21 protein-coding genes and 1 tRNA gene are annotated in these 23073 nt (G+C 63.1%); 7 read left to right on the plus strand and 15 right to left on the minus strand.

The window, feature by feature from the left end:
• Window positions 1–38: 38 nt before the first annotated feature.
• Together argJ and P8Q88_RS10285 are read left to right on the plus strand one after the other, a co-directional pair.
• Window positions 39–1265 (plus strand): bifunctional glutamate N-acetyltransferase/amino-acid acetyltransferase ArgJ, encoded by a 1227-nt coding sequence (gene argJ / locus P8Q88_RS10280; RefSeq protein WP_278323746.1) that lies wholly within the window; start codon window positions 39–41, stop codon window positions 1263–1265.
• Between the two features lie 10 nt (window positions 1266–1275).
• Window positions 1276–2085: an inositol monophosphatase family protein gene (locus tag P8Q88_RS10285; RefSeq protein WP_278323747.1), complete on the plus strand. Its 810-nt coding sequence runs from the start codon at window positions 1276–1278 to the stop codon at window positions 2083–2085.
• Here the strand turns inward: P8Q88_RS10285 and trxA are convergent.
• The 9 genes from trxA to P8Q88_RS10330 form a co-directional block, all read right to left on the minus strand.
• Window positions 2082–2402, minus strand: coding sequence for a thioredoxin (trxA, locus tag P8Q88_RS10290; RefSeq protein WP_278323748.1), 321 nt, complete (start codon window positions 2400–2402; stop codon window positions 2082–2084). The genes P8Q88_RS10285 and trxA overlap by 4 nt on opposite strands.
• Before the next feature lie 53 nt (window positions 2403–2455).
• Window positions 2456–5938 carry a double-strand break repair helicase AddA gene (gene addA / locus P8Q88_RS10295; protein WP_278323749.1) on the minus strand — a complete coding sequence of 1161 codons (3483 nt, stop codon included), beginning with the start codon at window positions 5936–5938 and terminating at the stop codon, window positions 2456–2458.
• A complete protein-coding gene (addB, locus tag P8Q88_RS10300) occupies window positions 5935–8943 on the minus strand; it encodes a double-strand break repair protein AddB (protein ID WP_278323750.1) in 3009 nt (1002 codons plus the stop codon). Before addB ends, addA begins: the two co-directional genes overlap by 4 nt.
• Complete coding sequence (locus P8Q88_RS10305) at window positions 8936–9655, minus strand: nucleotidyltransferase family protein (protein ID WP_278323751.1); 720 nt, start codon at window positions 9653–9655, stop codon at window positions 8936–8938. Before P8Q88_RS10305 ends, addB begins: the two co-directional genes overlap by 8 nt.
• The gene (locus P8Q88_RS10310; RefSeq protein WP_278323752.1) at window positions 9655–10644 is read right to left on the minus strand and encodes an aminoglycoside phosphotransferase family protein; all 990 of its coding nucleotides are present in this window, start codon (window positions 10642–10644) and stop codon (window positions 9655–9657) included. The genes P8Q88_RS10305 and P8Q88_RS10310 overlap by 1 nt, the downstream gene beginning before the upstream one ends.
• Complete coding sequence (gene tsaE, locus P8Q88_RS10315; RefSeq protein WP_278323753.1) at window positions 10641–11078, minus strand: tRNA (adenosine(37)-N6)-threonylcarbamoyltransferase complex ATPase subunit type 1 TsaE; 438 nt, start codon at window positions 11076–11078, stop codon at window positions 10641–10643. The genes P8Q88_RS10310 and tsaE overlap by 4 nt, the downstream gene beginning before the upstream one ends.
• A complete protein-coding gene (locus P8Q88_RS10320) occupies window positions 11075–13417 on the minus strand; it encodes a sensor histidine kinase (RefSeq protein ID WP_278323754.1) in 2343 nt (780 codons plus the stop codon). Before P8Q88_RS10320 ends, tsaE begins: the two co-directional genes overlap by 4 nt.
• 73 nt (window positions 13418–13490) lie before the next feature.
• Complete coding sequence (gene ahcY, locus P8Q88_RS10325; RefSeq protein ID WP_278324478.1) at window positions 13491–14900, minus strand: adenosylhomocysteinase; 1410 nt, start codon at window positions 14898–14900, stop codon at window positions 13491–13493.
• 125 nt (window positions 14901–15025) lie between these two features.
• Complete coding sequence (locus P8Q88_RS10330) at window positions 15026–15490, minus strand: S-adenosyl-L-homocysteine hydrolase (protein ID WP_278323755.1); 465 nt, start codon at window positions 15488–15490, stop codon at window positions 15026–15028.
• 173 nt (window positions 15491–15663) lie between these two features.
• Between P8Q88_RS10330 and P8Q88_RS10335 the strand changes: the two genes are divergently transcribed.
• Both P8Q88_RS10335 and P8Q88_RS10340 read left to right on the plus strand, forming a co-directional pair.
• Window positions 15664–16143, plus strand: coding sequence for a peroxiredoxin (locus P8Q88_RS10335; protein WP_278323756.1), 480 nt, complete (start codon window positions 15664–15666; stop codon window positions 16141–16143).
• A 34-nt stretch (window positions 16144–16177) separates the two neighbouring features.
• Window positions 16178–17107 (plus strand): phosphatase PAP2 family protein, encoded by a 930-nt coding sequence (locus tag P8Q88_RS10340; protein ID WP_278323757.1) that lies wholly within the window; start codon window positions 16178–16180, stop codon window positions 17105–17107.
• On the opposite strand, the gene folE is transcribed toward P8Q88_RS10340, so the two are convergent.
• Genes folE through P8Q88_RS10355 form a run of 3 tightly spaced genes read right to left on the minus strand, consistent with a single transcriptional unit; the run spans window position 17101 to window position 19764 of the window.
• On the minus strand, window positions 17101–17709 hold the full coding sequence (gene folE / locus P8Q88_RS10345; RefSeq protein ID WP_278323758.1) for a GTP cyclohydrolase I FolE: 609 nt from the start codon (window positions 17707–17709) through the stop codon (window positions 17101–17103). The two genes, P8Q88_RS10340 and folE, sit on opposite strands and share 7 nt — an antisense overlap.
• A complete protein-coding gene (locus P8Q88_RS10350) occupies window positions 17706–19247 on the minus strand; it encodes a phospholipase D-like domain-containing protein (protein ID WP_278323759.1) in 1542 nt (513 codons plus the stop codon). The genes folE and P8Q88_RS10350 overlap by 4 nt, the downstream gene beginning before the upstream one ends.
• Before the next feature lie 25 nt (window positions 19248–19272).
• Complete coding sequence (locus P8Q88_RS10355; protein WP_278323760.1) at window positions 19273–19764, minus strand: hemerythrin domain-containing protein; 492 nt, start codon at window positions 19762–19764, stop codon at window positions 19273–19275.
• 124 nt (window positions 19765–19888) lie between these two features.
• On the opposite strand from P8Q88_RS10355, the gene P8Q88_RS10360 reads away from it, so the two are divergent.
• Window positions 19889–20248, plus strand: a complete 360-nt coding sequence (locus P8Q88_RS10360; protein WP_278323761.1) for a metallopeptidase family protein — start codon at window positions 19889–19891, stop codon at window positions 20246–20248.
• 83 nt (window positions 20249–20331) lie between these two features.
• On the opposite strand, the gene P8Q88_RS10365 is transcribed toward P8Q88_RS10360, so the two are convergent.
• Window positions 20332–20408, minus strand: a tRNA-Arg gene (locus P8Q88_RS10365).
• A 44-nt stretch (window positions 20409–20452) separates the two neighbouring features.
• Complete coding sequence (locus tag P8Q88_RS10370; RefSeq protein WP_278323762.1) at window positions 20453–20884, minus strand: NUDIX domain-containing protein; 432 nt, start codon at window positions 20882–20884, stop codon at window positions 20453–20455.
• Window positions 20885–20957: 73 nt separating this feature from the next.
• Between P8Q88_RS10370 and P8Q88_RS10375 the strand changes: the two genes are divergently transcribed.
• Window positions 20958–21137: a Flp family type IVb pilin gene (locus P8Q88_RS10375; RefSeq protein WP_278323763.1), complete on the plus strand. Its 180-nt coding sequence runs from the start codon at window positions 20958–20960 to the stop codon at window positions 21135–21137.
• A 118-nt stretch (window positions 21138–21255) separates the two neighbouring features.
• Window positions 21256–21435: a Flp family type IVb pilin gene (locus tag P8Q88_RS10380; protein WP_278323764.1), complete on the plus strand. Its 180-nt coding sequence runs from the start codon at window positions 21256–21258 to the stop codon at window positions 21433–21435.
• Between the two features lie 75 nt (window positions 21436–21510).
• Here the strand turns inward: P8Q88_RS10380 and P8Q88_RS10385 are convergent, their stop codons facing one another.
• Complete coding sequence (locus P8Q88_RS10385; RefSeq protein WP_278323765.1) at window positions 21511–22983, minus strand: M48 family metalloprotease; 1473 nt, start codon at window positions 22981–22983, stop codon at window positions 21511–21513.
• Between the last annotated feature and the right edge of the window lie 90 nt (window positions 22984–23073).

The raw sequence follows: 23073 nt of genomic DNA on the forward strand, positions 1-23073 counted from the left end.
CATTGCCGAGCGCTATTGCGCGTTTTAGGGGCCGAGGCATGGAACTCGTCCGCTCCCCGCTCGCCCGACCATTCCCGGAAATGCCCCCGATCGAGGGCGTGACGCTTCGCGTGGCGCGGGCTCGTTACAAGAACTGGGACCGCTGCGACCTGACCTTGGCAGAGCTTGCCAAGGGGACCGCGGTAGCGGGCGTGTTTACGAAAAGCGCCTGCGCCTCGAGCGAGGTCGAGTTGGGCCGCGAGCAGGCGAAACTCGGAACTGCGCGGGCACTGGTGGTGAATGCCGGCAATTCTAACGCCTTTACGGGCTATCGCGGGCGCGAGGCGGTCGAGGCGATCATGGCGCAGGTCGCGAGCGCGCTGGAGTGCGAGCCGAGCGAAGTATTCGTCTGCTCCACCGGCGTGATCGGCGTTCCGCTCCCCACGGACAAGGCGAAGGCAGGGATCGAAGCAGCGCTGGTTGCCGATCCCTGCAGCTGGGAAGAAGCGGCCACGGCAATCGGCACGACGGACACTTTCACCAAGGGCGCGGGCGCCTCAGCCTTGCTGGGCGAAACACGCATCAAACTGGCTGGCTTCATCAAGGGTAGCGGCATGATCGCGCCCGACATGGCGACCATGCTTGGCTATATCTTTACCGATGCAGCGGTGGAGCCGGCTTTCCTGCAGGAAATGTTGAGCAAGGCCAACGAAGCGACCTTCTCCTGCATCACGGTCGATGGGGATACGTCGACCAGCGACACAGTCCTGCTGTTCGCAACAGGCAAGGCCGGAAACACGCCCCTAACCTCGTGGGACAGCGAGGGCGCGGATGCGTTCTATGCTGCCTTGCTCGACACGTGCCGCGAGCTCGCCCAGCTCGTCGTGCGGGACGGAGAAGGCGCGCAAAAGTTTATCGAAATTGGGGTTTCCGGTGCCGAAAGCGATGCCAGCGCCCGCCGCGTCGGCCTCGCCATTGCCAATTCGCCACTGGTGAAGACCGCCATCGCCGGAGGTGACGCCAATTGGGGGCGTGTCGTCATGGCCGTGGGCAAGGCGGGCGAACCGGCTCACCGCGACAAATTGTCGATCGGGTTTGGCGGGGTATGGGCGGCCAAGGACGGACAGCCCCTCCCCGATTACGACGAGGCTCCGGTGGCGAAGCATCTCGCGGGCGAGGACATCAGGATCGATGTCGACCTCGGCGTCGGCAGCGGCCGAGCGACGGTATGGACATGCGATCTGACGCATGGCTACATCTCGATCAACGCGGACTACCGTTCGTGAGAGTCTGCGCATGAGCGATGTGACAGCCGTTCATTCCGAGGTCGGGGCCTTGCTGCGAAAGGTCAGCGAAGAAGCGATCCTCCCACACTACCGCTCGCTTTCGAGCCATGAAGTGCACGCGAAGGCTGCCGACGATGTGGTTACAATCGCGGATCACAAATCCGAAGAAATGCTGGCTGAGGGGCTAGCGAGTATCGTCCCCGGATTACCCATCGTCGGAGAAGAGGCTGCGCATGACGATCCCTCCGTGCTCGATCGCCTGAAGGGCGATTGCTGGATTGTCGACCCGCTGGACGGCACGCGCAACTTTGCCTCGGGCAAGCCGCCCTTCGGTATTCTCATTGCGATGGCGTCAGGGGGCGAGGCGCACACAGGATGGATTTACGATTGTCTCACTCGCCGGTTATGCGTTGCCGCTAAGGGGCGCGGGGCTTTTATCGACGAGGAGAGGCTCACGGCTCGTGCGACAGGATCCACGCCGCCGGTGGCCGCGATTTCACTTGTCTTCATGGAGGAGGCTCGCCGCGAGGCGGTCAAAACGCATATCGCGCCGCGTTACGAGCTGACGGACATTCCGTACTGCGCAGCCGAACAATATCCGCGTCTTGCGCTTGGCGTGAACGACGCCTCGATTTTCGAGCGCACGCTGGCATGGGACCATGCGGCAGGCGTGCTATGGCTGAACGAGGCAGGCGGCAAGGTCGCCCGACCCGACGGCTCACCCTACCGGGTCGACGAGTGGGACCGCCTTGGCCTCATCGGTGCGGCGAGCCCGGCCCTGTGGGACGAGCTCGCCGAACTCTATGCGAAACTGGATTAAAGCTCGCCTTCAAGCCATTGCTTGAGCTGGCCTTTCGGCGCCGCGCCGCGCATGTGGGCTGTCGCCTCGCCATTCTTGAACAGGACGAGGTAGGGAATCGACTGGACGCCCATGCCGCCCGGCACCTCGGGGTTCTCCATGATGTCCATCTTGGCTATCTTGACCTGGTCGCCCATTTCCTCGCTCAATTCCTCAAGCGCAGGTGCGATCATCTTGCAGGGGCCGCACCAGTCAGCCCAGAAATCGACCAGCACAGGCTTGTCGCTTTCGAGGACATCTGTCTTGAAGCTGGCATCGGTTACGGCGGTGGTGGCCATGGGGAATCTCCTGCTGTTTCGCGTCTGGGTTCTATGTGGGAACAATCCGCAGATTACTCAACGGGCGGCGGGGCAAAGCTTTCCTCCCGAGCGGCAAATGCGCCCTTGAAAGCTGCCAATCGATCGGTCGGCAAGGCGATCAGCTGCGGGGTCTGGGTGTAGAGCACGGCCGCTTCCACCGTGCGGTCCGGATAGATAATCTCGAGCGCAGCGACATAGGCAGCCATCTGCCGCATCGTCGCTTCGGGAACCGTGTCGAGCGATGCGGGCGGGCGGCGCGCAGTCTTGAAGTCGACCACGACAATCCGGTCCTCGGAAATCAGCAAGCGGTCTGCCGTGCCCAGGACTACCTGGCCCTCCACCGTCGCCGCGAGCGGGATTTCAGCCAGGGCGGTCGGGCCGAACACTGTTGCGAACCGTGGATCGTCGAGAACCGCGAGCGCGCTTGCCAGGATGTCCTCTCGCGCGTCCTCGTCCAGGTCGTGCGCCTGCCTCGCCAGCCACTCGCGCGCCTTTTCCTCGCGGGCGTCGACCGGCACCTCCGGCAGGCGTTCGAGCAGCGCGTGGATCAGCGTACCACGGCGTGCTGCTTCCACGGCATGCGCGGGCGGAAGCGGGGGATCGCTGCCCTCGATTTCGCCCAGACCCGAGGGTGCGAGCGGGCGCGGCGGGCGTGGCTCCGGGCCAACCGGCGTTGCCGCCCATTTCGGCAAGTCGGGTATCGCTTGGCTATCGGATTGCGGTGCGGCGGGCACGGATGGCGCCAGCGCGCCGATCTCCCATCGTGCGCCCCAGATCTCGTCCTCGAGTCCGTCATCGGCATCGAAGAGCGCCGCAAGACGTGCATACCAGCTATCGGGGTGCGGGCCGTTCCGCGCATCGCGCGGCCCGAGAGAACCGCCGATGAAGAGAGCTTCCTCGGCGCGCGTCATGGCGACGTAGAGAAGCCGCCAGTGCTCCTCCATCGCCTTCGCCGTTTCGCGCATCTCGGCAAGCGCAACCGGTCCGACTTTCTCGTCCTTCGTCAGAGAGGGTAAGGGAACCTCGCGTGTCGGCTGCGTGCCGATGACCGGCTCGGCCAGGGTCAAATCTCCCGCGCCATCCGGCCTGATCGCGGCATCGGCCAGGATGACGATGGGGGCCTGCAATCCCTTGGAGCCGTGCACGGTCATCACGCGGACCTGGTCACCGCCCTCGCCCGCCTCACGCTTCAGCTCGCCATCGCCGGCATCGAACCAGCGGATGAAACCTTGCAGGCTGGCGACATGCGTGCTGGCATAAGCATTGGCCGCGTTGAGCAATTCGTCGATCGGATCGTTCGCCTCGCGGCCGAGCCGCGCGACCAGCCGGCGGCGGCCATCCAGCGGACCGACGAGCATCCAGTGCAACAATTGCTGGGGGCTGTCGTAATCCGCGCGGCGCAGTATTTCGCGCAGGTTTTCTACGGTTTCGGCAACCAACGGAGCATCGCCCTTGCGCAGGTGCTCCCACAGACGCGTACCCTTGTCCCGGTAACCATGAGCGAGCAGATCGTCCTGCGACCAACCAAACAGTGGCGAGACCAGCAGTGCTGCGAGCGTCAGGTCATCCAGCGGCTGCGCGGCGAAGCGGATTGCCGCCATCAGGTCCTTGACCGCCAGTGGATTGCCGAGCCGCAAGCGGTCCACTCCGGCAACCGGAACACCGTAGCGATACAGACGGGCGACGATTAGCGATGCCAGCTCGCGCCGCTTCTGCACCAGGATCATGATGTCGCCCGCTCCAGCCCGGCGTGGGGACTGGCCCTTGGACAGGGTGAAGCCAGCTCCGTCGGTGTCGAGCCAGCGCTTGATCTGCCGGGCTATCCGGTCGGCGAGCAGGCGATCGTGACGCGCGAGCCAGCCCTTTCCCTCGCTGTCGCTCTCGTCCTCACCCTCGGCGACGCGGATTTCCTTCCAGAGGGTGACAAGGCCCGGCTCGTCGCTCCCGGCGTGGCGCTCGTCGCGCTTGTCTAGGCCGAGGCCGTCATGCCCGATCGCATCGATCGCCCGGTCGACGAAATCCAGTACCACGGCATTGGTGCGATAGCTTCGCTCGAGGCCGTATTCCTCAAGCCGACGCGGTCGCGGTCCGCCCCTGAGTGCTTCCGCTGCCGCAGCCGTTGCGTCCATCCGATCGCGGAACCAGTTTCGTGCGTCGCGGAAATTCTCCGGGCTCGTGCCCTGAAAACCGAAAATCGCCTGCTTGTAATCGCCGACCGTGAAGATCGTGCGCACCGCATTGCCGCGCGCGCCCTCGCCCGAAAAGAAATCGTCGGCCAGCGCCTTGATGATGTCCCACTGCGCCTGATTGGTGTCCTGCGCCTCGTCGACGAGGATATGATCGAAACTGCGATCGAGCTTGTACCGCACCCAAGCGGCCATCTCGCTGTCGGAAAGCAGCTGCGCGGCGCGGGCGATGAGATCGTCGAAATCGACCAGCCCCTCACGTTGCTTCGCCGTCTGCCATGCGAGCGCAAAGGCGCGCCCGGCTTCCAGTTGCGGGGCGAGGAATTCAGCAAGGTCGAGCAGGGCGCGGCGTTCGGTGGCCGTCTTCACACCATCGATGACACTGCCGATGTGCGACGGGTAGGAGGGATCGATCTTCTCCAGATTAGCGAGGCGGCTCGGCTCGCCCTTCTTGGTCACGAGTGTTCCGAAGAAACCATCGATGGCAGCCAGGCGCTGCTGAGGGCTGCCGGCAAGCCATGACGCTGCGAAACCGGCATTGCCGAGCCCGATCTTGGTGCCCCATTCCGCATTGATACGGCTGCAGGCCAGCATGGCCTCGACAGGAAACCGCTCGTCGCTGCACGCCTCGGCAACCCATATCTCGTCGGCGTCGGACGGCATGCCGAGAAGCTGGCGTACCCGATTCGCCATGGGTGAAAGCCAGGCAGTGGGTCCTTCCCACAAATCCATGTGCCTCGCGCAGCGCATCAGCCAGCTGCGCACCGCGTCGGGCCCCTTGCGACGGCTCATCTCGCCAACGGCATCGAGAATGCGTGGGTCGCCGCTTTCCAGCAGCTGGTGCAGCACTTCCCGGCTCAGCAGATCGCGTTCGCGGTCCTCCATCGGCCGCGCTCCCGGCAGGAGTCCCGCCTCACCTGGAAAGGCCGCGAGGAGATATTGCGCGAAAGCATGGATGGTATCGATGCGGAGGCCGCCGCCAGGGCAATCGAGCACGCGCGCGAACAGGGCGCGGGCACGTGACCGGGTCTCGGGATCGCCGGGCGCGCCGAGGAAACCGAGTTCGGTAGCAAGCTCTGCCTCGTCCATCCGGACCCAGCGCGCGAGCACCGAATTGACGCGAACCGCCATTTCCGCCGCACCAGCTTTGGTGAAAGTCAGGCACAGGATCTGCGAGGGGTCTGCGCCGGGCTCCAGCAGAAGGCGCAGGACGCGCGCCGACAGCACCTGGGTCTTGCCGGTCCCGGCACTGGCGGAAAGCCAGACACTATCCTTCGGCTCGACCGCAGGCCGTTGCTTGCCTTGCAGGGGGTACACTTTCCCGCTCATGCGGCACCCTCGCCATCCTGCGTGGCGATCCATTCCTCCAGGCGCATCAGCTGGTCGAACGTGTCATAGGCCGGATAATCGGGATTCTCGCGCGCAAGGAATGGCGCGTCGCCCTTGATGTACCGCGAGATCGCAAGCGACAGTTTCTGGGCTGTGAGCGGCAGGAACTCCTCCGGCTCCACTCCGCTGCGCCTGTTGCCGATCTTCAGCGGTACGTCGACGTATCCGAAGCTGAAGGGATTTTCATCGCTCTTGGCCTTGGCCAGTGACCAGTATTCATAGGCTTCCGGTTCACCCACAATCCCTTCGAACCCGTCGCGCTCCGCGATCAAACCGAGAATGCCGAGCTGCAGCGCGAAGCCCTGCTCAACCATCGCCGCGCTTGGGGGGCTGCCAGTCTTGTAGTCGACAATGGCGAGGCCGCCATCGGCCAGGCGGTCGATCCTGTCCGCGCGGCCATGCACGCGCACTCCGTCGAACCGCATTGCGCCCTGCTTCTCGACTGCAAGCACAGCCCGGTCGGGCGCGGCGTCGACCGTCGCCTCGATCCACTTGAGCGCCGCTTCGAGCCGCGGTTGCCACAGGCCGCGGGTCAGCGCATCGACGCCTTCCTCTTCGAGCACGGCCGCCATAATCGGGGCAAGCTTTGCATCGGGATCGACATCGCGCGCCTCGTGCCAGCGCTGCAGGATCAGATGCGCGGCGTTGCCCTGCCACAGCGGTCCCGGCTCCGCATCCAGCGCATCGAGGTCGGACAGCTGGAGGATCTTTCCGGCATAGAACTGGTATGGGTCCCCCAGCAGCCGGTCTAGCGCCGTCGCGGAAATGTCGACGTTTCGCTGTTCGCTTGAAGGTTGCGGTGCCGGTCGCGGATGGGGCTCCACCGGGGCGGCCCTGCTCATGGCGCGAGCCAAGGCAGCGGTCCGTTCATCTCTATGGTTTTCCGCCATGCTACCCAGCAAGGCCTCGACACGCAGCAGAAAACGCGATGGGATGGCAGGGCCACTTTCGTCGCGTTCGGCCCGGCTCAGCACCACTTCGGGTGCCCCGAGTGCGCCCGCAAGGTCATGGGCGGACAAGCCGATCCGGAAGTCGCCTCCCGGTACGCCCAGCGACCGTAGCAGCGGCGGCGCAAGCAGGGCATCGACCGTTCCCCGCTGCGGCCAGGTGCCTTCATTCAGGCCGGCGCAGACGACGAGGTCCGCCCGGTTCATCCGGCTTTCGAGAAGGCCGAGAACCTGCACCCGCGCATGTCCGCCATACGGTGGCCGCACTGCGACCTGCTCCATCGCATCGCGCAGCGCGATATCGACCTCGTCCCGTGACAAGGCAAATGCGGTCTCGCAAGCGTTGGCGCGCATTTCCTCGACGAATTGCGCCAGCATGCGCCCGTCCTCACGTGCCCACAAATCCTCGCCGCATAGCTGCTCTCCGGCCGTTGCGAGAATGTCGAAGAGGTCGGCAAGCGCGACCCGATCCGGCATATCGAGCAGGGGCGACAGGATGCGATTGACCTGTGCGAACCACGCGCCGACCTTCGGCTGCCGCGACTCCAGTCGTGTTGCGATCGCGCGCACGACTGCAAGACCACCAGCTTTTCGGGGACCACGCAATTCGCGCTCGACCCGACGCAGCTGGCGCAACCATTCGCCACGTTCCATTTCGCCGTGCACCAGCGGATGGCCGAGCAAGGCCATCAGCGATACCGGAGCCGCATCCTTGGCGACAACCTCTGCCAGCAGCAGAAGCAACCGTCCGGCCGCGGATTGCGACAGCGGACGGCCGGCGGAATCGTCCGCGGTGATGTTCCACCGTGCGAGATGATGGACGATTCTTCGGGCAAGCGCGCGATCCGGAGTGACAACCGCGACCCGCTTCTCCGGCTCTGCGAGCGCCTCTCGGACCAGCAGGGCAATCGCCTGCGCCTCCTCTTCTGGGTTCGCTGTGGTCAGAATGCGCACGCCAGCCAAGCGCCGCTTCTCGGCAGGCAGGTCGATCCAGCTCTTGCTCGCTTCGGGCGGCAGGAACAGCGAAGCGATCGCGTGGCTGCGCTCGGGCGGAGCGGCGGCGGCACCCTTGCGATGCCATGGCCGCACCTCCTCCCGGCGGACCGCCATGCGATTGAGCAAGAGCTTGAGGTGATACTGCGGATGCGTGACGGCATCCTCGCCCGCAAAGGGCGTCTGGTCCGGTTCGGGTGCCGCTCCCGCTCTGCCCAATTCCTCCCAGACCGCTTCCTGCATGGTCAGGTCGAAGTCCGGCAGGATCACCGCGCCTTGCGGCAGGTATGCTATCGTGCGGAGCAGACGCGCAAGCGCGGGCGCCGCACTGGTGACCCCCGCCGCGACGATCGGCGTTGCGGGCGGCTGCGCCTTCCACATCGCGCTCGCATGATCGAACAAGCGGTTGCGACGGGCCGCTGCATCGAGCATCCCGTGTTCTGCAAGTTCCGCCAGCCATCGCATCTGGACCCGGGCAAACAGCCGGATGCTGGCCTGCCAATGCACCGAAAGCGATCCGAAAAGGTCGAGCACGGTGTCGCCAAGCAAGTCCTCGGGGCCGACCTCCTCGACCAGCAGGCGATCCATCGTCGCAGCCATTTCCCGCGCAAGGCGCAACAGGGTCGCGCCGCCGTGGGCTGCATCACCCATTTCCTGTTCGATGATCTGGGTGAGGCGAAACAATCGGCGCTGCGGATCGATAGCAGGCGGGATGTCGCTTGCGCCCAGCGGATCGAGCAGCGTTCCGAGTGTCTCGTCAAGATCCAGATCGCCGATCACCGCCATGCGCGGCATCAGCAGGCCGGATCGCCCGGTTTCACCTGCAAGACGAACGAAGGCCTCGGAGATCGTGCGTCGGGCGCGGCTGCTGGGCAGCAGCAAGGTCAGCCGCGCCAGGCCAAACGTCTCGTCGCCGTATCGCGGGACAAGACCTGCAACGAGCGCATCCGCGAAGCCGCGGTGGGCGGCAATCGAATAAATGCTGGGCGCTGGGCGGTCAGCCACCCCTCAGCGCTTCCTCGGTCGGGCGGATGTGCTGCGGCGTACCGACTTCGTACCACTGGCCGGTGAAGGCCAGTCCGAACAGGCGCCCTTCCCCGATCGCACGATCCCACAGTATGTTGGTCGAAAATTTACCCTCGGGCGCGTCGCGCATCAGGCGGTGCGAGACGATCTGGATGCCGGTGTAGATAAAGGGCGCGATCCGCCCGGCAATCTTGCGCGACAATCGACCATTGCCTTCCATGTAGAAATCGCCCGTCCCGTCAAAATTGAACGCGCGCGCGTGCGGGACCACCAGCAGCAGGGCGTCCATGATCTCGGGATCCCAGCGCTGGGACAGATCGACGAAGGCGTTCTGCGGCCCATCAAGCCAGATGCTGTCGGCATTGCAGGCAAAGAACGGGTCGGGCAGCTGACCGGCATCGCGTGCCTTCACCATGCCGCCCCCGGTTTCGAGCAATTGCTCGCGTTCGTCGGAGAAGCTGATCTTCGGTGCGGCACGCCCCCCAATATGCGCCTCGATCGCGTCGGCGAGGTAGTGCACGTTCACCAGCGCTTTCTCGATCCCCGCATCCTGCAACCGGTCCAGCGCGCGGTCGATCAGCGGCTTGCCGGCCACGCGGACGAGCGGCTTGGGCGTGGTGGCGGTCAGTGGACGCATCCGTTTGCCCAGACCCGCGGCCATGAGCATCGCAGTGTCGGAAACCAGGGTCATCAGTCCAGCTCGCCCCCGCCGCTATCGCGCAATTCCTGCGGGACGTTCGCCGCGAACCACGCCGCGACAGGCGCCATGGCGGGATGGGCAAGGTCACGCTCCATGGCGCGCCAGACCCGCGGGATCATCGAAAGATACCGCGCCTTCCCGTCACGCCTGTGCAACCGCGTGAAGATGCCGACGATCTTGGCATTTCGCTGCGCCCCGAGACGGGCGTAATCGGCTTCGAAATTCTCATCCGGCCCGATGGTGTCACGATACCGCGCCAGCATCGCGGCTTCGAGATCCTGGCCGACATCGCGCCGGGCATCCTGAAGCAGGCTGACGAGGTCATAGGCCGGATGCCCGACCAGCGCGTCCTGAAAGTCGATCAGCCCCTGCGCGCCGTGCCGGGTTTCCGGCTCGAGCAACATGATATTCTCGGCATGGTAATCGCGCAGCACGGTTACGCCCGGGTCCTGACGATCGAGCAGCGGAGCAAGCGCTTCGTCCCAGGCGCCGCGCCAGCTTTCGAGGTCGACATCCAGCCCCGCTGCCGGGCAATACCATTCGGTGAACAGGTCAACCTCGCGGCGATATACCGACATGTCGTAGGAGTCGAACGGCCCCGGCGGCAGCTTGTGCAAGGCCACCAGCGCGTCGATCGCGGTTTGATAGATGGCAGTCTCGTCGGCCGGATGCGCGTCGATCCATTCGCGCATCCGCTGGTCACCGAAATCCTCTGTCAGCACCCATCCCGCCTGGCGATCCTGCGCGTAGATTTCCGGAGCGCGCATGTCGTGATCCGCCAGCCATCGGGCGACATGCAGGAACGGCTCCGGATCTTCGTGCGGTGGCGGCGCGTGCATCAGCATGGCTGTCCGCCCATTTTGGCGGAGGCGGAAATAACGCCGGAAACTCGCATCACCGGCGAGCGGCGCGATCTCAGCGCCCACCCATGAGGTGCTATCGAGAAATCCGTGTATGCCGTCGGGCAGGGTTGCGCTCATCGCCAGCGGCCTTGCCAAGTCTCGCCCGCGGTTACAACGGCTTCGCGCCCGTCGCCCACTTTTTTGAGTGTGATGGCGAGGCAAGCCGGCTCATGCGCGAAACCGCCGGCGTGATCCGGCCATTCCGCAATGAGCGCTGCGCCCGCGCGATAATCCTCCAGGCCCAGTTCATTCACTTCGGCCGGGTCTTCAAGGCGGTAGAAGTCGGCGTGAACCAGTGGCGGGGAAACATCGTCATAGGTCTCGATGATCGTATAGGTCGGTGAGGGAACCTCGCCCGTGTGGCCAAGCGCACCGATGATAGCCCGGGCGAGCGTGGTCTTTCCGGTGCCAAGGTCCCCGGACAGGGCGACGACGTCGCCCGCCTGCAAGGCGGCAGCGATGCGTGCGCCGAAGGCATCCATGGCCGCGAGGTCGGGCAGGTCGACGGTCACGGGAGCGTGATCGTCGCAACGGTCCCGGAGCCCGACCGGCTCTGGATATCGAGCCGGCCCTCATGCGCTTCGATCAGCTGGCGCGCGAGCGGAATGCCGAGCCCGTGGCGCCGTTCGATCCCCTTGCCGTCGGCTGCCATGCGAATTCCCTCAAGCGCACGGGCAAGCTCGTGCTGGTTCATCCCCTTGCCGTTGTCCGAGATCACGATTTTCGTTTCCCCGCGCACCTTGCCGATCTCGACCAATATGCGCCCGCCTTCGGGCGTGCCGTTGATCGCATTGTCGAGCAGGTTTCCGATGGCACGACGCAACTGCTGGGCATCAGCATCGACGACCTTGCCCGCGCCGCCTTTCAAATCGAGGGTAAGGCCGCCCTTTACGATGCGCTCTTCCCGGCTGCGGACGATCTGCGTGATGAACGGCAGCAATTCGACCTTCGACAGGTTGAGGGGCATCAGACCCGCCTCGCTCTGCGACAGGTCGAGCACGTTCTCGACCTGCTCGGTCAGCTTGCCGACCGACAGCGAGATCGCCTGTACATATTCCAGCGCCTGCGGGCTCAAATCGCCCGCCATCCCACTCGACAACAATTCGGCAAACCCGCCGATCGACGTCAGCGGAGTGCGGAATTCATAGCTCATATTGGCGAGGAAGCGGGTCATCACCGCATCGGCTTCTTCCAGCACCCGGTTGCGTTCACGCAGGGCTTCCTCCGCCTGTTGCGACGCAGTGACATCGAGCACTGTCAGCAAACCGTTGCCATCGGGCAACGGGACGCCTTCGAGGTCGAGCGTGCGGCCATCGGCGAGCTCGACGCGCGCGGTGCGCTTCTTGCGATCCAGCGTGGCAGACCGGATGATATTGCCGACCACGCTGACGGCATCGGCATCGGCAAGGTTCTTTGCGATCGCGGCGAGCAGGTCCTCCGCCTGGGGATGGCCCTCAAGCACTTCGGGGTCGAGCCCCCAGGCGCCTGGAAAACTGCGGTTCCACAGTTCGAGATGGCCATCAGGTGCGAATACGGCCAGCGCTTCGAACAGGCTGTCGAAGGTCGCCGTGCGCGTCCGCAACAGGGTATCTCGGGTAGCCGACAGGGCGAGCTGTTCGGTGCGATCCTCGGCGATGACCACCAACCCGCCATCGGGCAATGGCTGCGCGACAATGCGCAGATGGGTGCTGTCGGACAGCGGCCAGGCTTCCTCGTGCGGCTCGTCGCGGCGGAACCAGCCTACCAGCTCGTTGCGCCACGAGGGGAAATCGCGAACCTCGGGGATCCGGCCCGCCTCGCGCGCAATCAGCAGCATATGCTCGAAGGTAGTACGATCGTTCACCACGCCCGGCGGCAATGCGAAGACACGGTGGAAGGGCTGGTTGGCGAAGGTCATCCGATGGCGCGCATCGAACTGGGCGACGCCGATCGACAGTTGGTCGAGCATGGATCGCTGCGCTTCGCGGAAGGCGCGAAATTCGCGGGCCTGCTCTTCCATTTCCTCGATATCGACCGCGTAGCCGGCGATGCCCTCGCCCGACAGCGGCAGATCGGTCACGCGGATCGTGCGACGGGCCTCGTTGATGGTCGCAGACACGATCCGCTCGATCGGCTGCCGCCGATCCGCCGCCTGTTGCGCCACCTGGGCCGCGGTGCGTCCGCCAACGGTTTCAACAAGTTCGACCTGTTCCGCCACGACTTCGTCGGCGCTGTCCGCTTCCACCGCCTCGACATAGGCACGGTTCACGAGCCGCAGCTTCATGTCGGACCCGCGGAACCACATCGGCATGGGCGCAGCCTCGATCAGGCCGACCAGTGCACCGAAATCGTCGCGTGCCCGTGCCGCTTCCTCACGCAGCTGGCTTAGCTCGGACTGGCTTTCGCTGTAATCGAACACCCAGACGAGCGCGGCGCCGTTGGGCGATACGGAGGGATCTGCCAATGTGCCGTTCAACGTCAGTGCCCGCTGCGACCCCGGGACGGTCAGCGAGATACGAAACGGCTTGGCTGTTTTCTGGGTGCGACGAACCTTGCTGGTCAGCTCTTCCAGCTGCTCTTCGGCGAGGCCGTTGCCATGCTGGTCGGAAAGCTCGCTGAGGAAATCCGGCACCTTGGGAAGGCCCAGCCACCGCGCCAGCCGGTCCGGTGCCTCGATTCGCCCGTCTGCGCGAACCAGCAGCGGAACCGCGGGCGATTCCTCGAGCATGCGCGCCATGCGCAGAGCCGATTTGCGTGCGGCGGCGAATTTCTGTTCGCGCCCGCTCGCGCGCAGCATCACCCAGACCGCTGCGGCAGTCCAGAAAGCGAGCAATACGCCGATGATGGCAAGCAATGCAGGCGAGAATTCCATTACCCGCCAGCTATGCCGCCTGTTGCGGGGATGCAATGGCGCGGCACTGCAACTCCCCGCAAAGGATCACCGATCAATAGCGATAGTGTTCGGGCTTGAACGGCCCTTCGACCGGCACGCCGATGTAATCCGCCTGCTTCTGGCTGAGCTCCGTGAGGCGGACACCCAGCTTGTCGAGATGCAGAGCGGCGACCTTCTCGTCCAGCCGCTTGGGCAGGACATAGACGTCGTTCTTGTAGTCGCCGGCATTCTTCCACAGTTCCATCTGCGCCAGCGTCTGGTTGGTGAAGCTGAAGCTCATCACGAAGCTAGGGTGGCCGGTAGCACAGGCGAGATTGACCAGGCGGCCCTTGCCGAGGACGATGATTTCCTTGTCGTCGGGGAACTTCACCACGTCGGTGCCCGGCTTGAGCTCGTTCCACTCGTAATTGTCGAGCGCCGAAATCTGGATCTCGCTGTCGAAGTGGCCGATGTTGCAGACGATCGCCTTGTCCTTCATCGCTTTCATATGTTCGGCGGTGATGACATGCTCGTTGCCGGTCGCGGTCACGAAGATGTCCGCCTTGCCTACGACGTCTTCCATGGTCACGACCTCGAAACCGTCCATCGCCGCTTGAAGCGCGCAGATCGGGTCGATTTCCGTCACCAGCACGCGCGCGCCGCCATTGCGGAGCGACTGGGCGCTGCCCTTGCCGACATCACCGAAGCCGGCGACGACCGCGACCTTGCCTGAGAGCATGACGTCGGTTGCGCGGCGAATGGCATCGACCAGCGACTCACGACAGCCATAGAGGTTGTCGAACTTGGACTTGGTGACGCTGTCGTTCACGTTGATCGCCGGGAACGGCAGCTTGCCGCCCTTGGCGATGTGGTAGAGGCGGTGGACACCGGTAGTGGTTTCTTCCGAGACGCCCTTGATATTCTTCACCGAGGCGCTGAGGTAGCCCGGCTTCGCCTTGACAAAAGCCTTGAGCGCGCGCTGGAATTCGATTTCCTCGGCGTTCTGCGGCTCGGGCAGTTCGTCGCCCGCCTCGATGCGCGCGCCCCACAGCGCGAACATGGTCGCGTCGCCGCCATCGTCGAGGATGAGGTTGGCGGTCTGGTCCGGGTTATCGTCGGTCGACCAGTCGAAAATCTTGCCGACATAATCCCAATAGTCGGACAGGCTTTCGCCCTTCACCGCGAACACGGGAATGTCCTGGGCCGCGATGGCCGCCGCGGCATGGTCCTGCGTCGAGAAAATGTTGCAGGTCGCCCAGCGCACCTCGGCGCCCAGCGCGACCAGGGTCTCGATCAGCACGGCGGTCTGGATCGTCATGTGGAGCGATCCGGTGATCCGCGCACCCTTCAGCGGCTGTTCCTCGCCATATTCCTGGCGCAGGGCCATGAGGCCCGGCATTTCGGTTTCGGCGATGTTGATTTCTGCACGGCCATAGTCGGCCAGCGCAATGTCCTTGATGACGTAATCGGAAAAAGCGGTCACGTGATAGTCCTCGGCAAGTTCGGGGGAAGTCTGCGCCACACACGAAAAGGGCGACGCCTGGTTGGCGCCGCCCCTAGCCCCTCCGCCGGACGAGCGCAATGCCCGCGCCCGGACGACCCCGAGGCCTATCGCGAAGCGAAGCGGCCGCCGCTGACCGGCGACGCGGCCAGCAGCTCATCGGCCGCGATGGTCAGGTCCGCCGGATCCTTCGACAGCGACAGATTGTGCGTGATGGACTTCAGCTGGGCGCATTCGAGCCAGGGATGGCCCTGGCCATACTGGTTCGCCATGCCGACGCTGATACGATCGAGTGCACGCTTTGCGCCTTTCGCACCATGTCGCTTGACCAGGCCGCCTTCCAGCGTCTTCGCGGCGCCGTTCAGCGTGGACAGGTGCTTGGCGGAAAACTTGCGGTAATGCGGCTGAAAATCGTCCGACCCCATGCGGCACCGCAAGGACGTGACCATCAGCATGATGTCGAGCTTGCGAATTTGCTCGGCTTCGCGCGGCGAAGCGGCGCTGGCTGTGATCGGAGTGAAAAGAACCGCCGCTGCCGCTGCGCCGGTGACGAATGTCTTCAAGATGTGCATGTCCCTGTCTCCCTGCGGGGCGTCCCGATGGCCCGCGTAAGGAGAAGGTGACGGCAAGGGTTTACTCGAATTTAAAGCGCCGCGGTAAAGCGAAATTAATCATCGGGGGCAGTTGCAAGCGCGACTGGCCAAGACTACCCCACCCCTGGACGGGACAGACGAGGATTTTTGCAATGACGATTTCGGTGGGCGACAAGCTGCCCGATGTGACGCTGGTCAAGGCGACCGAGGACGGCCCCGAACAGGTCCAGTCGAGCGAATACTTCAAGGGCAAGACCGTGGCGCTCTTCTCCGTTCCCGGCGCCTTCACGCCGACCTGTTCGGCGCGACACCTGCCCGGCTATGTCGACAAGGCAGACGAGCTTAAAGCCAAGGGCGTCGACGAGATCGTCGCGACAGCCGTGAACGACGCTTTCGTGATGAGTGCGTGGAAATCCGCCAACAATGCCGAACCCGTGACCATGCTGGCCGATGGCAATGGCGATTTCGCCGAGGCTATCGGGCTGACCATGGACGGTTCGGGCTTTGGAATGGGCAAGCGTGGCCAACGCTATTCGATGATTGTCGAAGATGGCGTGGTGAAGCAGTTGAATGTCGAGGCCCCCGGCGACTTTTCCGTCTCCAGCGCCGAACACATGCTCGGCCAGCTTTAGACTTCTCTAAGGCTTTGCGATTTATGGGGATGGCGTGTCCGATATAGCCATCCCCTATTCACCCGCGATCGCAGAGCACGGCCGCGCACAGCCTGATCCCGTTAGTCTTGCCATTGTCACTGCGCTTGTGGCGGGGCTTGCTGCCGCTTCGATGATCGTCGCAATCGGCGCGATTACAGTAGACTACCTCGATTTTCTGCCATTCGTGATCGTAGCCGCAGCCCTTCTTTTGCTTGCGCGGTATGCAGAGTGGCGCCGTCTCCATTATCTGACTTACGACGCGGCCCGGATGAGCGCTTACGCCACGCTGGGGCTGTTGGCGTGCGGTTTCGTCGCCAATGCGGGCCTGCGTCTGGGGTTTCCACTGATTGATGCCGACCTTGCGACAATCGACGCAGCGATAGGCTTGGACGTTGCTGCTGCCACACGTGCTGCAGCCGAGCATACAGCCGCAATTCAATTTCTTGCAGCAGTTTACAATGCCTCGCATATCGCTGTTGCGGCCCTGATCGTCGGACTTCTTTTTTGCGGACAGAGGGTCATTGCCTGGGAAATGGTGGCAACCGCCATCATAACGATGCAGGCCGTCGCCATCCTGTCCGTTTTCATGCCTGCTATCGGAGCGATGGCCCATTTCAACTTGCTTGACTTGCAGGGGAACGGATTGCCCGTGGGGGCCGGCGTCTATCATCTTGCCGCCTTCGAAGCCGCTTATTCGGGTTCAGATCAGGTGTTCGAGCTTGCCGATATGGAAGGCCTCGTGACATTCCCATCGTTTCATACGGTCCTGGCACTGCTCTTGACCCAAGGCTTGGCTCACACGCGTCTGCGTTTACTCGGCGTGGCCGCTACGTGCGCGGTGATTGTCTCAACCGTTCCGATCGGTGGGCACTACGTCATCGACCTGGTGGCGGGGTTCGCAATCTGGGCTCTTACCGTCACTGTCATCCGAAGAGTTCAATAGCCCATCAGGCTTAGCACTTCCTTGCGGCTGCGCTGGTCCTTCAGGAACGTGCCCATCATCCGGCTGGTAATCATGCCAACACCAGGCGTGCGGACGCCGCGCGCGGTCATGCAGCTATGCGCGGCTTCGATAACCACCGCGACGCCCTGGGGCTCAAGGTTCTGCCAGATACAGTCGGCAACTTCCGCCGTCAGCCTCTCCTGCACCTGCAGCCGCCGCGCGAAACCATGCAGCACGCGGGCGAGTTTCGATATTCCGACCACCCGATCCTTCGGCAGATAGGCGATTGCCGCCTTCCCGATGATCGGCGCCATGTGATGTTCGCAATGCGACTGGAACGGGATATCCTTCAGCAGGACGATCTCGTTGTAACCGCCGACCTCCTCGAACACCCGATCGAGGTGCACTGCGGGATCCTCGTCATAGCCGAGGCAGTATTCCTTCCATGCCCGAGCCACACGCGCCGGCGTGTCGAGCAAGCCTTCGCGCGAGGGATCGTCGCCCGCCCATTCGATCAGCGTGCGGACCGCGTCCTGTACATTCTCCGGAACTGGCGGCTTTCCCCGCGGATCGTCTTCGTCTGGTCCGACCAGGCTACTCATTTACCCCAGATCCTTTTCACTTTCCTGCGGATACGACCCAGGCGGCTTCCATTGCTGAACGGCCCGTCTTTTGCAAACGGCTCGAAGAGATCCTCGGGATCTTCGGGGTCGAGTATCCCGCTTTGCGCGATCGTTTCCTCAACCTCGTTAAGGTCGGGTGGATGATACCGGCATAGCCTGCGCCCGTCCGTTTTCGCCAGCTGGTCGATCGTCGCGGCCATCGTCTCGTGAACGTCGAGCATTTGCGCGATCGCATCAATGTCCAGACCGGTGTGTTCAGCCAGAAGCGTCAATCGGATGCGCCGTATCGCCTCTGCGGCATGCTCGTTTCCTTCGCGCGTCGCATCGATGAAGATGTCACATTCACTGTCGAGGCCCATGGAACGGTTGTTCATATTGGCCGACCCGATGCGAAGGACCTCGTCGTCCACGATCATAATTTTTGCATGAACATAGATGTCCGTATCCCCATTGCGAGGACACCAGATGGAAAAGCAGTGCTGCTCGTCCACCTCCTCGATGCAGCGGACGATTTCCGCGCGTGTGTGGTCCATCGCCTGCGATTCAAGCCAGCCGTCGGCCGAAGCGGGATGGACGATCAGCACTTCGGGCGGATCGTCTTCTTCCATCCGCTCGATGATGGCTTCGGCAATTGCCTGAGATGCGAAGTACTGACTTTCCGCGTAGATGAACTTCTTTGCCCGCTTGATATGCTGGACAAACAACGTCTCGATTTCGCGCACCGCTTCCCAGTCGCGGTATTTCGCGCGTGTGCGCGCAATACCTACCTCGACATTCTCGAAATCAGGCTCGAGCTCATCGGGCCACAGGCTCTCGTCCGGCGCTTTCAAGGGAACGAGTGGCTTGCCGCCAGCCCTGATCCAGCGATCCCGCGCGAGGTCGCTGATGGCATCGGAGACGTCCCCCTCCATCATCATCGAGGCATCGTGCCAAGGCATGTATTCGAAACCCGATGGCGTCTTGCGCCTCGGGTCATTCTCGCGGTGCTCGCTCGTGTCCCAGCGCCTGGCGGTCATGTCGATGCCGCCACACACTGCCAACGAATTGTCGAGCACAGCGATCTTCTGGTGATGGCTGCACCCCACGGGATGGGCCGTATCGAACTTGAAATCGATCCGTCGGTGCCGGAACCAGCGCAGCAGATCCCACCACATCGAACCGCGGAACGTGAACTTGAAGACGCCAAAACTCCATTTGAGAATCCGGATTTCGAGCGTCTTGTTGTGCCGCACCATCCACGCGAAGAAGGCGCCCAGTCTGCGCGGGTAGCCTTTCTTGAAGGGCCGTTCGTACCAGCGACGCCCCTGATCGAGGTGGATGCGGGTGTCGAAATCCCACCCGACCAGGAAAATACGATAGCGGGCATTCAACATGGCGCGCTGCATCGCCGCGAAATAATCTTCGGCGTCGATCAGAACCTTGGCGCGCTTGGCTTGCACGTAGCGCCAAACCCCCGGTTCGACGCCATCGTCGAGCCGGGAGACCGTTTTCGGATCGGGTTCCTCGTCTTTTGTCACACCCCTCCAGCGAACGCGCGAGCGCCTATTCCTTCGCCTCTTCCTTCTTCTCTGGCGTCACTTCGGCTTCCGCCTTTTCCTCTTCTTTGCGACGATCGAAGACACTGCGCATGTGGTCCATGTCCTTGTCGTCGAGGTAGTTTTCGAAGTCGGGGAAGTGATCTTCCTCTTCCTCGTTGATGTGGTGGCGGTACCGGTGGTCGAATTCCTTGAATTTCGTGAGCCAGGCCCCCGAAGCCATGTCGGTCGCGGCCAGATCGTTTAGCGCTTCGTCGATCTCATGGTGCTCGGCAACCGAGTGACGTGTCTCGTCGGTGGTAGGTGGCTTGCGCAGCATCGTCGAATACAAGGCCTGCTCCTCAGCTGCTGCGTGACTTTTCAGTTCCTTCGTCAGCTCGGTGAACAGCTTTTCGCGCTCATCTGTTTCGCCGCTGGTTTCAAGCAGCTTGTCGAGCAACTCGCGGTGGCGATCGTGATCCTGCTTGAGGCGATCGAAAATTTCGGTGGTGTCAGCCATGACTGCTCTCCTTTGCAACACTAACAGGCAAACCCAACGCCGGTTCCGCCAGCTTGCACACGAACGGAAGGCGTCCCATCTCTTCACGATGATGCACGACCGCCAGGGCCCGAGCGCCGTTCAGATGCAACAGATGGCAGAAGCGGTCGTCCGCTCTTTGCCCGAGGAATTCCGCGACCAGATGGGCGAGATCGTCCTGCAGGTGGAAGACTTCGCGACACCGGAACAGCTCGCATCGGTGGACCTGACTGACAAATGGACGCTGACCGGGCTGTACGAAGGGGAAGCCCTGCCCGATCGCTCGATCTGGACCAGTGGCCGAATGCCAGCGCGTATCTGGCTCTTCCGCGAGCCGCTCATCGCCGAATGGCGGGCGACCGGGGTTCAGATGGACGATCTGGTGCGCCATGTCGTGGTTCACGAAGCCGGCCATCACTTCGGCTTCAGCGACGATGACATGCACCGGCTGGAGGATGAAGCCTAGTAAGGCGCTCCGACTGCGGTTTCGCATTCGTTATAACGACCCACCAAAAAAGCCCACGACCCTAAGCGGGTCATGGGCTTTTTTGGCGCGCCAGGAAGGATTCGAACCTCCGACCGCCTGATTCGTAGTCAGGTACTCTATCCAGCTGAGCTACTGGCGCGTTGGAGGGCGCCACATAGGGGGGGCTTGCAAACTTGGCAATCCCTAAACCTCCACTTTTTCGAACAGACTGCGCGCCAAAGCAACATCCAGCGGTGGCTTGGCGAGAAGGCATATTTCAGCCGGCTCGAACCACCTGACCATCCCTCCCTCGCACGCACGGAGTTCGCCCCCGGTCCATCGGGAGGTGTAAAGAAGTATGACAATCGGCCGCGCACCGGCTTCCTGCGCAAATGCTGCTGGCACAAGCGTTTCAGGGTCAAGCCGGTAGTCGAGCTCTTCCTTGATCTCGCGGACCAGCGCAGCCACGGGCGTTTCGCCCGACTCGACTTTACCCCCAGGAAATTCCCACAGGCCCGCATGCGCCTTGCCCGGAGGGCGTTGATGCATCAGCCAGCGACCGCTCGCGTCGGAAAGCGCAAGGGCGACAACCGGTATCCATGTCGGAATATTTTCCAGGTTCTCTGCTCCCTTCAACTTTTTCTTAACGGACTGCCCCGTATCCAGCCGATGTCAGCTTCGACAAAGTGACAATTGGGGCAACGGAAAAATGGTCAAATTCCTGAATAAACTGGGACGCGACGAAAGCGGTGCCACGGCTGTCGAATATGGGCTGATTGTCGCTCTTATCTTCATCGCAATGCTTGGAGCAGTGACATCCTTCAGCAATGCGAACATCGCAACATACACCGCAATTGAAACCGCGGTAACCAGCGTGACTGGAGCATAGGGGCAGTTTTGTTGCGCAGGTGTTAGGAAATTCTCAACACCTCGGCTGCAAAACGGAAAACAGCTCGAACCGTATGTCGGAGCGAGCCGGGAATGAAGACTGAACCAGGAGACATATTATGAAGTTCATCAAGCAGCTGCGTCGCAACGAAGAAGGCGCCACCGCTATCGAATACGGCCTGATCGCCGCTCTCATCGCTGTCGCGGCCATTTCGGCGCTGACCGGCCTCGGTACCAAGGTTTCGGGCACCTTCAAGGCTGCCGGCGACGCAATGCCGGCGGCTGCTGCTAACGCCTAAGCCAAAGCAGCAACGCAAAAAAGGGCGGCGGGGAGCAATCCCCGCCGCCTTTTTTGTTTATCGACGCGATTTATCTCAACGCCCCCGAACCACGACCTTGACCTTCTGGCCCGGCGTCACGTTTTCGTTCGACGAAAGGCCGTTGAGAACCCGGAAGCGCGCCACCTGATTGTCGTCATAGGCCATGTTTCGCGCCAGCGAGGCGACGGAGTCTCCGCTGCGTACTGTGACGACGTCGATCTGCCGGGGAATTACGCGGGCCGCTTGTTGCGCGCCGATGCGACGCATTGACGAGAACATCGGATTGAACGCGCTCGCCTGTCCGGCCGGGGTGATGGCGAGAAAGTGGTAGGCCCGGTCGTTCGCGAACTCATAGGCGAAGACCGTCACATCCACATTGCCATTGCCCGACTGGACGCGCGTGGTGCCATAGGCGGCGGGCAGACCGTTCACAGTCGTGCGCTGGATCGAATCGGGCCGCAGATTGCGCTCTTCGGTCATACTGGCAAAGACCGTCCCGACATAATTGCCGAGATCGCCATTATAGGGTGCCAGCGTAAGCTGAGCGCGCCCACTCTGCCCGTTGATCGTGACCGCACGGGTGCCGTTGACCATGTAGAATCCTTGCGGTGCCGTGAAGGCGAGACGCAGATCGGGATGAATGAACTCCCGCCCCTCGATGACGCCCTGCGCCGGGTCATCGCCATACAGCAAGCCATCGATGCGGCTGAGGAAAGTGTCGCGATTCGTCACGCCGGTCATGCCCTGCGCCTTGGACAGCGCTGTCTGCACGCGACTTGCCGGATCCGGGTGAGTCGACGCCCATTCCGGCACGGTCGCATTATCGCGCCCCTGCACGCGCGCATCCAGCGCGTTCTGCGCGGCAAGGCTCGACAGCACGGTCGCCATGGCCCGCGGATCGTACCCCGCCTGATTGAGATAGCGGATGCCCAGCTCGTCAGCCTCCAGTTCCTGCTCGCGCGAGAAGCGCAATGTCAGGAGCTGCGAGCCCTGCAACAGGGTCTGGCCGACCTGCTGGCCGAGGCCCGAATTGCCGAGCAGAATGCCCGACAGGATTGCCCCGGCGGCGCCCAGCAATGTGTTGCGCTGAGCGGCCTGCTGGCGGCGTTGCGAGTGCCGTGCGGCCACGTGGCCGACTTCGTGACCGAGTACCCCGGCCAATTCCGCCTCATTATTCATCAGCGCGACGAGCTGCCGGGTCGTGTAAACGTAGCCACCGGGCACGGCGAATGCATTGTTGACCGAGCTGTTCAGCAGCGAAACGGTGAAAGCCGAGCGCGCATTCCCAAGCCCCGATTGAACAGCGATGTTCTGGCCCACCTGCTCGACATATTGCGCCTGGCTGCCGGTCATCGCGCCACCGAATTCCGCCAGCAATTGCGGATGGGCCTCCGCGCCAATCTGCGCCTCGCTTTGCGTGATGGGTGCGGAGGAATCGGGGATCGGTCCCCCAACCGCAGCGCAGCCTGCCAGCGAGAGCGATAGCGATGCAGTTGTTGCGGCGAGTAAGGTCTTGGTGCGCGACATTGAAGGGCTCCCCATGCGTCCGGGCGGCCACCAATGGCGCCCTTGGTTCAGTCTCTGGGTTGGAAAACCGGACTGTGGGGTGCTTTGTTC

Source organism: Qipengyuania marincola (assembly GCF_029688625.1).
Lineage (GTDB): Bacteria > Pseudomonadota > Alphaproteobacteria > Sphingomonadales > Sphingomonadaceae > Qipengyuania.

Excerpts from the sequence above, each read along its gene's own strand:
- argJ (WP_278323746.1), top strand. The coding sequence starts at position 39 with ATGGAACTCGTCCGCTCCCCGCTCGCCCGACCATTCCCGGAAATGCCC.
- P8Q88_RS10285 (WP_278323747.1), top strand. The coding sequence starts at position 1,276 with ATGAGCGATGTGACAGCCGTTCATTCCGAGGTCGGGGCCTTGCTGCGA.
- trxA (WP_278323748.1), bottom strand. The coding sequence starts at position 2,402 with ATGGCCACCACCGCCGTAACCGATGCCAGCTTCAAGACAGATGTCCTC.
- addA (WP_278323749.1), bottom strand. The coding sequence starts at position 5,938 with ATGAGCGGGAAAGTGTACCCCCTGCAAGGCAAGCAACGGCCTGCGGTC.
- P8Q88_RS10305 (WP_278323751.1), bottom strand. The coding sequence starts at position 9,655 with ATGACCCTGGTTTCCGACACTGCGATGCTCATGGCCGCGGGTCTGGGC.
- P8Q88_RS10310 (WP_278323752.1), bottom strand. The coding sequence starts at position 10,644 with ATGAGCGCAACCCTGCCCGACGGCATACACGGATTTCTCGATAGCACC.
- P8Q88_RS10320 (WP_278323754.1), bottom strand. The coding sequence starts at position 13,417 with ATGGAATTCTCGCCTGCATTGCTTGCCATCATCGGCGTATTGCTCGCT.
- P8Q88_RS10330 (WP_278323755.1), bottom strand. The coding sequence starts at position 15,490 with ATGCACATCTTGAAGACATTCGTCACCGGCGCAGCGGCAGCGGCGGTT.
- P8Q88_RS10335 (WP_278323756.1), top strand. The coding sequence starts at position 15,664 with ATGACGATTTCGGTGGGCGACAAGCTGCCCGATGTGACGCTGGTCAAG.
- folE (WP_278323758.1), bottom strand. The coding sequence starts at position 17,709 with ATGAGTAGCCTGGTCGGACCAGACGAAGACGATCCGCGGGGAAAGCCG.
- P8Q88_RS10355 (WP_278323760.1), bottom strand. The coding sequence starts at position 19,764 with ATGGCTGACACCACCGAAATTTTCGATCGCCTCAAGCAGGATCACGAT.
- P8Q88_RS10360 (WP_278323761.1), top strand. The coding sequence starts at position 19,889 with ATGCAACAGATGGCAGAAGCGGTCGTCCGCTCTTTGCCCGAGGAATTC.
- P8Q88_RS10375 (WP_278323763.1), top strand. The coding sequence starts at position 20,958 with ATGGTCAAATTCCTGAATAAACTGGGACGCGACGAAAGCGGTGCCACG.
- P8Q88_RS10380 (WP_278323764.1), top strand. The coding sequence starts at position 21,256 with ATGAAGTTCATCAAGCAGCTGCGTCGCAACGAAGAAGGCGCCACCGCT.
- P8Q88_RS10385 (WP_278323765.1), bottom strand. The coding sequence starts at position 22,983 with ATGTCGCGCACCAAGACCTTACTCGCCGCAACAACTGCATCGCTATCG.